Here is a 12,056-nt window from a genome sequence, read left to right as displayed (position 1 = left end):
GCCTGTACCGCCATAAAAGATGTCGTTTCCTTTTTGTCCCCAAAATGTGTCGTTTCCACCTTGACCGTAGAAGATATCCTCGTAGTCTCCTCCAGTCATTTGGTCATCGAATTTTGAGCCGCTGATGATTTCGATATTTCCAAGGATATCTACAGTACCAAAACCATCTTGAACTTCATAAATGTCAGAATCAACAAATTTCTTAGCTTGTACATTAATTCCACTTTCACTAGTGGAATAATCAGCAGTATCTTTTCCTTCTCCACCGTCTAAAAGGTCATAACCTTTGCCGCCGATTAATTTGTCATTACCATTATTGCCTTGCAAAATATCATTTCTTTCTTTCCCATCAATTGTGTCAGCACCAGTAGTACCTTCTATCCAGTCATCATCTTCTGTACCGGGACGCATTGATGTGTCTTTGCTAGGGAAATAGTAACCTTTAGGGTGTAAGTCGTAGAAAAACTCCTTAAAACTACCTTTGATATCATCACGTTCTACATAACTATAGAAATCATGCTTGCCTAAGTTACCTTGAACTAACCCTTGCAGCATTTGGAAAATCTTTGAAGCTTTAGTGATAAGATCATCCGATGTAAATTGCAGTTTGGCGACAGGATCTAATGGATCGAAAATATTCTTGCCATAAACATCAAGAAATTGCCCCGCTTGAAAGTAACTGGTAGGAGAGCCAATTGCTAGAGTTCTAACACGAGATGGATTAATATCAGAACTCATGTCAATTAAGCCATCTTCAAGAAAAAAGTTTCCTTGAGAGTAACCTATTAGAATTAAAGAGTTATTGGGATTTTCCTGCAACCGATTAATGGCATCACCAGTCCATTGAGGATTTAAAGCTTGACTTTTATCTGGGGATTTGTACCAAAATTGAGCTAGAGATTCTTTAAAATCATCAGGTAATGCTTCAATAACACCATCATAAACCGCATCCCAAGGCGCTGGAATAAAATTGGTGAGAAACTGGACTGCTTCGGCTAAAAGTTCGCCACTTGATAAAGCGTGTAAAGGATCTTCAAAAACTAAATTTATAAATCCTAAAGTATCTTCAGTAATTCCAAGACTTCCTTCTGGTTCTCCAGTAATAATACTTTTGAATAAATCTCCAAAAACATCATCTATTAAATCCTTCAAGTTTTGGTCTTTTACTTTTTGAAAAAACTTAAACATTCCTGTGATTGAAATATTATCGACCAGTTTATCAAGAAAAACTGAAGTAGCTGCTTTAAATAGCCCTTTTATAATTTGGTTGGCTACTGTTTCAGCAATGTTACCCGTAAAATCTGATTCGTTGTAGTAAGGTGTAAAGATAACTGAACCTTCGTATCCTAATTCAGGTATAATTTCATTTCCCTTTAAATTGAAGATATCATCAATTTTTTGCTTCTGTTTGTCATAGTCTGGGGGCGGAGTTAAAATTCCGTTTATGAAAATAGCTTGACTTTTGCCACCTTGTTCAATGAGTTTATTGTAAACAGGTTCAAATTTAAAGTTAGGAGTAGACATGATTATTTTTCCTCTTGTTAGTTACAAATTATTGTGAATATGACAAAGTGGAACTATCGACATAGCGATCGCATTAGCAATAAGTGTCGTAAAGTGAATATTGTGGTGAGCAAATAAAGGTTAGGTTGGCGCGATTACACCAAAACAAAGAACTGAATACCTACGATTTTCTCGCTTCAAAACCTAAGATATTTGTGAGACAACTGGTTCTACAACTAAGGTCAGATTGTCGATGCCAACTACATAAACCATTTGACCAGGAAATAAAGTAATTTCTTGCTTACATCGAGCAAACCAGTAAGATCCTCTAAAACTTACTCTTCCGCGTCTCAGAGGTTCTATTACCTGCTCTACAATTGCTTCATTCTCCAAATAGTTGTAGCTAGAATCAACCCAATAGTTTTTAGCCAAATCTAGTCGTGTGTCCTGAATTTCTGAAGCTAGAAAACTTCTAAAAAATTTGCTGACCTCTTCCCATAACTTCACGAGTTTTGACCTCACTCAATTCAAAAATTACGAGAACCACGATAGCCAGATATATTAGCAAGATCGCTCAAAGAACGCATACCTCTGTATTGTTGACCGTTAATTTCCCAAGTAGGATATCCTCTAACATTTGCTTGGCGACATAGGTCTGGTTTGGCATTTTGGCCTCTAGGATCGCACTCAATATATCTGATTAAATTAAAAGCCTGTGAGCCGAAGATTTGCTTCTGTCTGGTACAATAAGGACACCAGTATGCACCGTACATTTTTGCTTTTTGTCGCCGTAAATGTTTAGCCAAACCTATTTTTGCCGACTCAGATGTAGTTTTTACACCTGAGCTTTCTGGATGGAAAATAGGTATCTTGGAGTTAATTACTCCTTGCTGTTGTGCATAGGCTATAGTACAAAATGTAGTGACCATAGCGACGAAAGACAAACTAATAATCTTGGATTTCATTGAATACTTACTCTGACTATTTTTTCTGTTATTTTTAATAACCCAGACAGGTTGTTATCAAGGTTTATAAATATTCTTGACTCCTCTACTTAAAATGTAAATCCTTAAAGTTCATAACTTTTTATTTAGATAAGTAACTGCTGGATTCTGATAGTTCATAAAATTCATAAAATTCATGCTATGCTTATAAATTAATATTAAAATTAGGGTAAATCGTGGATATTCAAGCAGCACTGACCCTGCTGGAAAATTTGATGGTAGAACAGGAAAGAGAAGATTTAAATTCTCTGCAAAGGGAAATTATTTGCAAATGTTGGTCAGGTCAGACTTATGATGATATGGAAATTCAGGGATATGCTTCTGGCTATGTAAAAAAATATGCTGCTCCCAATTTATGGAAGCTACTCTCGGAAGTCACAGGAGAGGCGGTTAGTAAAAAAAACCTAAAAATAGTGCTGATCGAATTACAAAAACGGCGATCGTCTTGCCCTGAAGAAACACCAGAAGGGAAGGAAGTGCCAAAGCTAATGAACAACACACATTTCTGTTGGGCAGATGCACCTGATGTTTTGGTATTTTTTGGACGCGAGAAAGAACTAGCGACGCTGGAACAGATGATTAAACAGGGCTATCGCTTGGTGACATTACTGGGTATGAGGGGTATTGGCAAAACGGCTTTGGCTGTGCATTTATGCACAAGGTTTTTTGGTGAGTTTGAATATGTAATTTGGCGAAGTCTAGATCGTCAACTACCCCCACCTTTGACAGAATTGTTGGATGATTTGCTGCAAGTTTTATCCGATAAGTTGCAGATTGATAATTCTATCAATATAGGCGATCGCTTGACCCTACTAATCAAATATTTATCCCAACATCGCTGTCTGTTGATATTAGATGCTTATGAAAATTTATTCAGTAGTGGCAAGTTGGCAGGTCATTATTTAAAAGACTACGAAAACTATGGCGAGTTACTTAGACGAGTAGGGGCAGCAAAACATAATAGTTGTTTAGTGCTGACTAGTTGGGAAAAGCCCAGAGAAGTTGTTTTTTTAGAAAGAGATACCCAAGGTATTGTATCTGTAAAACTTGAAGCTTTAGAAACAGCAGCAGCTAAGGAAATTTTTAAACAACACAATTTGGCTGATGAAGATAAATGGGAGGAACTGATCGATCGCTACGAAGGAAACCCTTTAGCTTTGAAAATAGTAGCTGCTATGTTGCAAAAAGATTATGCTGGAAGTGTGTCTAATTTTTTAGAGGAATTCACCCTTTTTTTGGGTGATATTCAATATCTGTTATATCAGCAATTTAATCGTTTATCAGAGGTAGAACAAAAAATTATGTACTGTTTGGCAATCAGCCAAACTCCAGTTACTCGCCATCAGATTAGAGATACTATTCAGCCACAAGTATTGAGTTCAGAAATGCTTGATGCTTTGGAATCTTTACGAAGACGATCGCTATTGGAAACAGTTAAAGCAGAAAGCAAAGCTTTATTCACTCTACAGCCAGTCGTAAGAAAATATCTAAACTTGCAATTTCGAGGGCGCTAGTACTATGAGTTACTGCTTTAATCCCAACTGTCCAAAACCTAACGATTTTCTAAATGCCAATCTACTTATATGTCGCAACTGTGGCACAGAATTGCTGTTGCAAAATCGCTATCGAGGTATTCAATTACTTGGTAAAGGTGGCTTTTGTAAAATTATTGAATTAGATGATAACGGTAAGCGGAAAGTTGGCAAAATTCTGTTTAACAACTATTACAAAGCGATTGAACTGTTTCAACGGGAAGCAGAAATTTTGAAACTGCTCGAACATCCAGGGATTCCCAAAGTAGAGCCGGATGGATACTTCACTTTCTCAGTGAAAAATCAAAAAGAGCCTTGTCATTGTCTATTAATGGAAAAAGTTGATGGCTTGAATTTAAAAGATTGGCAGAGCGATCGGCAAAACCAACCCATCACTCAAGCCCAAGCAATTGATTGGTTAAAACAGCTAGTAAAAATTTTGGACTACCTTCATAAAAATAGATATTTTCATCGAGACATTAAACCAGAAAATATCATTCTTAAACCAGACGGTCAACTCGTATTAATTGATTTTAATGCTGTGAGGGAAGTTACAGATACTTATTTGGCAAAAGTAGGAGTAAGCCGAGATATTACTCAAATTGGTTCTAAAGGTTATATTCCCCTAGAGCAAGTTAGCAGAAGGGCAGTTCCTCAATCAGATTTTTATGCTCTTGGTTGCACCTTTATTCACTTGCTAACAGGTATACATCCTATAGATATTGATGACGAACCAAAAACAGGTAAATTGAACTGGCGACAGTATGCACCCCACATTTCGTTGCCGCTAGCTGAATTAATTGATTGGTTAATTGCTCCCTTACCAGAGCAGCGACCTCAGAATACCCAAGTTATTTTACAACATTTGGTAGAGATTGAATCTTTGATTACAAATCAGAATTCCATTCCAATTAGGGAATCTCTTAAATCTGTAAATAAATTTTTTGGCGAACAAATTTTAACGCTTGTACAAGTTCACTTGTTAAAAGTCAGGATAGCAGTAGCAGCAATATTGGGACTGAGTGGCTTATGGCTGTTTTCGCCAATGTTGGCTGATTCTTTTAACCGAAATGGCTACAAGTACTATATGAATGAAGAATTAGAAAAGGCGAGATTATATTTTAGTTTAGCCGTGCAACTTAATCCTCAATTTTGGGAAGCTCACTTCAACTTGGGGGCTACTTGTGAAAAGCAGGGAAATTTAAAATGTGCTCGCGCTCAATATCAAATTGCAATACAAGAGCAAGACAAAGATACCGCTGCTGCTGCTATTAACAATCTGGGACGGTTGGAAATTTTCGATAGAGAGTATAACCGTGCTATTTTGCTATTTTTACAAGGCATAAACCAAACTAAAGAGACGGCAATAAAATCCGATTTATACAAAAATATTGGCTGGGCGAATTTCCAACAAAAACGATATATTGAGGCTGCAAAGTACCTGCAAACAGCAATTAAACTCGCTCCTGATAAGGCTTCTCCTTATTGCCTGATGGCACTGGTTTTTCAATCCCAAAATAATTTAAAAGCTGCGATTCCTCATTGGAAAAAGTGCCAGACAAACGGATCAAAAAAAGACAGTCCACTGATTAACCCAGAAGAAAAAATGTGGAAGATTATGGCACTTAAGCACTTACAAACTGTAAGTCTCCAGCAAGAACGATAAAAAACCTGGCTCTGTTGAACCAGGAATACAAACTGCTTATTCTACATCCGTTAAAAGATAAGTTTAATTTTCCTTTTCCAGTTCAGCTGAATCAGGACGGTAGCTGGTGGGAACTCTACAAGTGCATTTTTCAGCTATCGAGTCGTCATCCCTCATCATTGTGCTTGAGCCGATGGAACCAGCCATAGAGGGCTGAGCAATCAACACTGTTTTTCCATCATGTCCAGAACTTGCTGTTGCCAACATGAGTGATAATGTTACAAGAGTAATGGTAATTTTTTCTAAATTACTGAACATAATTGATTTGCCTTGTTTTTTGTTGAATTTAATCCAACTTTAAATGACACTAAAATCAGAATAAAACTAACAAAAATGCAAATCATTGTTAGCAAGTGTTAGTAATTTGTAGTAAATTGGTTAGTAACGTCTTTTAGTTATATTTGATATGCAAATAAATCAACTCGTTAAGCAAGCCGCAAATACCTGGAAGCTAGAAGAACTATGCGTAGATCTCAGTAATACCAAGCAGATTTGTCAAAATAGTCGTAGGAAACTCAGCCTAACCGGAAAAGAAAACGACTGTCTTTGTGGATTACTATGTGAACTTAGTGTTCAACAAATTGCTAACTTGTTGAAGATTAATTATGGTGGACTAAGAGTAGAATTAAGTAGAGGATTATATCGATATATTGAAGAATTATATGTTCAGAAAAATTATCAAGCAGAAATCACAGCTAGGCAAATTCCTCTAGGTCTTGAGGAGTTAGGATACAAAAGGATAGAGCCACCACTAAATGAAGAAAGGGCAAGTTTTAGAATAGTTTTAGAGTTTTCTCAAATAGATATTCAGCAATTGGAGTATTGGTCTGATAAATTAAAACAAATTCCGGGTAATGCTTCTATGAGATTGGAGAGAATTGAGCGCAATAGCATAGTCTTAGTTTTTAATAGTACCCAAGCCGGGATTGAGCAAATTCAAGCTTTGTTTAGAAGTGGGGAACTAACAGAGTTACTGGGCGTACCAGTTCAGGATGTGCGTGTTGAGTCAGCACAAGAAGTTGCAATGGAAGCTGAGGAACAAATTCCCTACTATTCATCTATCAATTTGTTCGAGTGGCTTCAGAATAACTTTGTTGAGGCAACTCAGGCAGGATGGCAAACAATTGCTGAGATTTTTAGTATAACAACACTAAGTCCTGCTTTTAGGTCAAATGCTGTTCAACGAGCTAAAGAGATTCAACTAGGCGATCGCACACTAGCTTTAATTCTCGATTTGGAGGTTCTCCAAAACCAACAAATTAGTATATTCATCGGTGTGTATCCTCTTAGTAAAGAAACTTATTTGCCAGAAGATCTTAAAATCGTAGTTTTTTTTGATTCTGGAGAACCTTTAGAATTCCCAGTTAATGACAACCTTCAAGGCTTTAGCCAGGAGATTTTATTTTCTCCAGAAGAACAGTTTAGTGTCCAAGTAACTTCAGGTGACGACAGCGTTACTGAAGATTTTGTCATTTAACCTTATCTCTGGAGTTTTGAAAAAAAGCAATGGCAAAATTAATATTTTTAAAAGTCAATAGGGGCAGCTTTGAGCAAGGATTTGATGTCACCTTCCAGATGGCAAAAGAAGGTCAGTCATTTTCAGCGGTAAAGGATTACAAATTACCGGGGGCATCAACAGATATTACGAAAATTTATGAGCAGTGGCGCACTGATTATTCATCTCTACAACGTGGTATTTTCTGGCGAAATAAAGAAAGAGTAGGAAGACAAATTGGCAGTGGTTCTAATAATGTTACTCAAATTAAGGAAAACTGTCGTCATTCCTATCAAGATTTAGTAAATAACGTTCAGGCATGGCTCAATCAATACGGCAACGGTAATATTGAATTTAGCAAATTTAGGGATAGATTACTACAAGAACTGGGAGATAGCAAAGGAAAAAAAGAAGAAGTTCGGGTATTCATTCAAACAAAAGATAGACTATTGAATAAACTTCCCTGGCATGAATGGAGTATATTTTCTGAAAGTCGCGCCAAGGTAGAAATTGCCCTCAGTCCACCGGACTTTGACCGAGTTGAAAGAGAGATAGTCACTGATAAAACTAAGCTCAAAATCTTAGCAATTTTGGGTGATCGCGAAGGAATCGATCTCGAACAAGATCGTGCTTTTCTAACGGAAGAGTTACCAGGTGCAGAAGTAAGCTTTCTTCCAGAAGTACCAGAAAATTCCCGTCAGATTGTTAGCGATTACCTTTGGAACGAAGACTGGGATATTTTATTTTTTGCGGGACACAGTTCAAGTGAAGATGCCAAAGGTCGAATCTATACAAATAAGAACAAAAACGAATATTTGACAGTTGATAAATTAAAACCTGGACTAGAAAATGCTATAGAACGAGGTTTAAAACTAGCAATTTTTAACTCTTGTGACGGGTTGCAATTAGCTTACGACCTTGCCAAATTGAACATACCACAAATCATTGTGATGCGCGAACCTGTTCCAGATCGAGTAGCTCAAAGATTTTTGAAGCACTTTCTCAGAGCATTTTCTAGCGGAGAATCTTTATATCAATCCGTCTGGAAAACCAGAGGAATTTTGCAGACAGAAGGCTTAGAGGATGAATTCCCAGGTGCTAGTTTGCTGCCGATCGTCTGTCAAAATCCAGCAGAAGTTTCTCTCGTTTGGCCTAAACAACAGACTTCGCAAGACAAAAGGAATGAAGAGTTAGCTGGACTGCGGCAAAAGCTTTTAGTAGCGAAGTCAATTCGAGACTTACAAGATATATTGTTAAGGGTAGAGTTTTTTCTATCAAAATATCCTAAATATCCCGAAGGGGAACTTTTAAAATATGATCTAGAAAAAGCGCTTGAACAAGACAATATTAAGGTAAAAAAAACAGAGCAATTTACTGGTATTCTTAAGGGTCATTCAGACATCATTAAATCAGTCGCTGTTCACCCTAACGGTGAAATTATCGCTAGTGGCAGTCTCGACCAAACTATCAAATTGTGGCACCTGGCAACTGGAGAACTTCTCCACACCATCACCGGACATTCTGGCGGCGTTACTTGCGTTGCTTTCAGCAGCAACGGACAAATTCTTGCTAGCAGCAGCGCTAATCCAGATGGAACAATTAAATTGTGGGATACTGAAACCTGGAAACTAAAAGGTACTCTTAAAGGCGATGATTGGGTTGTTCTTTCTGTATGGTCTATTGCCATCAGTCCCGATGGTAAGACTCTAGTCAGCGGACATCATGCAGATAGTACCGTCAAAGTTTGGAACTTAGAAACTGGGGAACTGCGGCACACTCTTAGAGGTCATGTTTGGGCTGTTCACTGCGTAGCAATTAACCATGATGGACAAACTATTGCTAGTGGTAGTTTCGACAGCAATATTAAGATTTGGAATGCCTATACTGGCAGACAAATTCGCAACTTAAACGGCCCTGGCGAAGGTCCGGTAGGTTGGACTCGTTCTTTTTTTAGCGATAACAGCGTTTATTCGGTTGCCTTCAGTCCAGACGGACAGACTCTGGCTAGTGGCGGTGTCAAGCAACCTATCAAACTTTGGCGTTTAAGCAGTGGAGAAGTTAAAACTACTTTGATAGGACATACAGATGATGTTTACTCGGTTGCTTTTAGTCCTGACGGAAAACTCCTTGCCAGTGGCAGTGCAGACCGCACTATCCGTATTTGGGACTTATTTACTGGAGAACCTATTGACACTTTAGGGCATTCAGATACAGTTTCTTCTGTGGCGTTCAGTCCAGATGGACAAACTCTAGTGAGCGGCAGTAATGATATGACCATCAAAATTTGGCATCTATAATCCTAACTTTACCCTGACAGAGTTAAGAACTGATGGATTTAGATTGCGTGCAATTAACGGTTTAATTTGTTGATGTTCCCGTTGCAGAAACTTCCAGTGTATATATAGTGTTGTTATTGCGCTCGCTGGGAAACACCCGAATAAAGTAAGTTCCTGCACCTAATGGTCTGTTGATTGCCGTTGAAGAAGAACTGGAGTTAGCGTATAAAATTTCATCTCGCTCCAATTGACCATTATTGTTTCGATCCAGAATAAGTTGTACGTAAGTATACTCACTTAAACTGCTCAAAGATAGTTGGACGTTGCTGGTACTGTCTAAGTTAAAACGGTAGTAATCTTCAGGGTCAACACTACCTACGAAATCATTATAAGTGCGAGTCTCTTTGAGATTGCCGATGTTAAGGGCTTTACCGAGAGTGTTACCCGGATCGACTGAGTTAGTTTGAACTGGTGTTGTGGAAACTTCTAAAGTATATTTTGTGTTGTTATTGCGATCGCTGGGAAACACCCGAATAAAGTAAGTACCTGCACCTAATGGTCTGTTGATTCCTGTCGAAGAAGAACTAGAGTTAGCGTATAGAACTTCATCTCGCTCCAGTTGCTCGTTACCATTCCGATCCAAAATTAATTGAACATAAGTATACTCGCTCAAGCCACTAAGGGACAATTGAAAGTTACTCGTAGTATCTAGGTTAAAACGGTAGTAATCATCCAAGTCAACACTTCCTACGAAGTCATTGTAAGTACGATTATCCTTAAGAGTTCCTATATCCAGAGCTTTGCTGAGAGTATTACCAGGATCTACAGTAGATGAGGAAATGCTATTATCAGTTTGCTCTTTTTTAGTCTGATTATCTAATTGTGACGGATTGATTGCTTGAGAACTGCTTTCAGCATTATTTGTTGGAGTTGTTGTAGGTATTGGCTGATTAGAAAAGTTTTTCTCCTCCAACCCAGGAGTACTAGTTGGCAGTGGATTACTATTGACAGTATTACTGGGAATCGGAGGTGCAATCGGTTGACTTGAACCAGAAGTTATGTTATTTACAGTTGAATTAGATACAAAATGCAGATAGATTTCCGGCCCTTTTGCTAATCCCACTAGAGAGATTGCACTAGTTGCCAGCAATGATAAACCTACTTTAATTTTTGTGAGCAACTCAGATTTAGCTGAGCGTTCAATTGGAATTGGTTTCAGTGCTTTTAAGGCAGAAGTTGCGTTAGTAAAGCGCTTTTTCAGGTCAGGTTCAACCATCTTTTCCAGCCAGCTAATAAAGCGGGGGTTGATGTGTTCGGGAATCTGCTTTTGAAACCGGATGCGATAGCGATCGCGCTTATCAAGTAAGTCTTGTATTGTCGTAGTTGTTTTCCCAGTCAGCAAGCAGATTAGCGTTGCTCCTAAACTATAAATATCTGAAGATTTAGTAAGTTCATGTAAGTGTTCGGGAGGCATAAAACCAGGCGTACCAGCTATTATGCTGCTTTCACTGCTTGCCTTACCACCAAGACAACTAAAACCAAAGTCAATGAGGTAAACATTGAGATGTTCATCAACTAAAATATTTTCTGGTTTAATGTCCCGATGGAATACTGGCGGAATATAATTTTGTAGCTCAACTAAAATTTCTAGAGCAGCCACCGCAATTTGCTTGATTTGTTCTGGCTTTAATGGGCGTATTTCTCCTAATGATCGAGCATTTTTATATTCTTGAACTAAACAAAAGCCATCTCTATTTTCAAATGAGTCTAGGTAACGTGGAATGCCAGAATGGTTCAGTTTTTTCAATAATTCAATTTCACGTTCATAAGCTTTAAAACCTGACCAGCTAGAACCTGACTGAGCAAAGCAAAACTGCTTAATTACAACCTGCTGTTTCTGGCTCAGATGAGTAGCTAAATAGGTGATGCGTCCACCCTCGCGATTGCGTCCGAGTTCTCGAATTATTTGGTAGCCATGACTGGAAAAAGCAGAGAAATTAGTCATAACACTTCTTTCACTTTTTATGAATTAACGAATAGTTTTAGCTATCTTCCAACGCCCATCTTCTAACTTAAAAAGCAAACGATATACTTGGGTACCAGACTTACTTTCTGACGGAACTACTTGGTCATTAACGTAGTACGTATAATCTTCAGTTACTTTTACTCCTATTATTATTTGATTGCTTTCCGGCGAAAAAAATTCTCCAGTAGCTTCAACTTCTGATGGACCATATTTATAATAAGCATTATCTTTTTGTAACCCCTCAATTGCTGCAATAGTTTTAGTGTAACGTTCATCTGTTGTCAGGTCAGCAACAAGTTGACGATCGAAGGGAGGAGCAAATATCCGTGGTTTTGCTTGTAACCAGGTATAAACTAGATTTATGGCCTCCTGCTGGGTCTTCCGTACTTAGGTTGATAAGTTTAATTAATTAATTTCGTTAGAGCTATAGGTAAATAACGATGAAATCCTGATATAGTAAGGGTCTGAGTCTAAAAAAGCTCAAAAAAGATGAACAAAGTTTTGAGTAAAAGACA

10 protein-coding genes are annotated in these 12,056 nt (G+C 37.9%); 4 read left to right on the top strand and 6 right to left on the bottom strand.

Going from position 1 to position 12,056, the window contains the following annotated elements; all coding sequences use genetic code 11:
* The 3 genes from ACE1CC_RS10265 to ACE1CC_RS10255 all read right to left on the bottom strand — a co-directional run.
* Positions 1-1,524: calcium-binding protein (locus ACE1CC_RS10265; protein ID WP_413270365.1), on the bottom strand; the 1,524-nt coding region annotated here is incomplete at its 3' end.
* 183 nt (positions 1,525-1,707) lie between these two features.
* On the bottom strand, positions 1,708-2,010 hold the full coding sequence (locus ACE1CC_RS10260; protein WP_413270364.1) for an NfeD family protein: 303 nt from the start codon (positions 2,008-2,010) through the stop codon (positions 1,708-1,710).
* Positions 2,011-2,030: 20 nt separating this feature from the next.
* Complete coding sequence (locus tag ACE1CC_RS10255) at positions 2,031-2,468, bottom strand: glutaredoxin family protein (protein WP_413270363.1); 438 nt, start codon at positions 2,466-2,468, stop codon at positions 2,031-2,033.
* Between the two features lie 215 nt (positions 2,469-2,683).
* On the opposite strand from ACE1CC_RS10255, the gene ACE1CC_RS10250 reads away from it, so the two are divergent.
* Positions 2,684-4,021, top strand: a complete 1,338-nt coding sequence (locus ACE1CC_RS10250; RefSeq protein ID WP_413270362.1) for an NB-ARC domain-containing protein — start codon at positions 2,684-2,686, stop codon at positions 4,019-4,021.
* 4 nt (positions 4,022-4,025) lie between these two features.
* Positions 4,026-5,705 (top strand): protein kinase domain-containing protein, encoded by a 1,680-nt coding sequence (locus ACE1CC_RS10245; protein ID WP_413270361.1) that lies wholly within the window; start codon positions 4,026-4,028, stop codon positions 5,703-5,705.
* A gap of 63 nt (positions 5,706-5,768) precedes the next feature.
* Here ACE1CC_RS10245 and ACE1CC_RS10240 read toward each other — a convergent pair whose 3' ends face one another.
* A complete protein-coding gene (locus tag ACE1CC_RS10240) occupies positions 5,769-6,002 on the bottom strand; it encodes a hypothetical protein (protein WP_413270360.1) in 234 nt (77 codons plus the stop codon).
* Positions 6,003-6,150: 148 nt separating this feature from the next.
* Between ACE1CC_RS10240 and ACE1CC_RS10235 the strand changes: the two genes are divergently transcribed.
* A complete protein-coding gene (locus ACE1CC_RS10235; protein ID WP_413270359.1) occupies positions 6,151-7,221 on the top strand; it encodes a DUF1822 family protein in 1,071 nt (356 codons plus the stop codon).
* A gap of 29 nt (positions 7,222-7,250) precedes the next feature.
* Entirely contained in the window at positions 7,251-9,536 is a 2,286-nt protein-coding gene (locus ACE1CC_RS10230) for a WD40 domain-containing protein (protein ID WP_413270358.1), read from the top strand.
* Between the two features lie 61 nt (positions 9,537-9,597).
* Here ACE1CC_RS10230 and ACE1CC_RS10225 read toward each other — a convergent pair whose 3' ends face one another.
* On the bottom strand, positions 9,598-11,520 hold the full coding sequence (locus ACE1CC_RS10225) for a protein kinase domain-containing protein (protein ID WP_413270357.1): 1,923 nt from the start codon (positions 11,518-11,520) through the stop codon (positions 9,598-9,600).
* Between the two features lie 24 nt (positions 11,521-11,544).
* Complete coding sequence (locus tag ACE1CC_RS10220) at positions 11,545-11,904, bottom strand: ARC6/PARC6 family protein (protein ID WP_413270366.1); 360 nt, start codon at positions 11,902-11,904, stop codon at positions 11,545-11,547.
* Positions 11,905-12,056: the final 152 nt, after the last annotated feature.

It is taken from the genome of Floridaenema aerugineum BLCC-F46 (assembly GCF_041929345.1).
Taxonomy (GTDB): domain Bacteria; phylum Cyanobacteriota; class Cyanobacteriia; order Cyanobacteriales; family Aerosakkonemataceae; genus Floridanema; species Floridanema aerugineum.
Note: the sequence above shows the minus strand (reverse complement) of the source record. Positions and strands in the feature narration are given on the sequence as shown.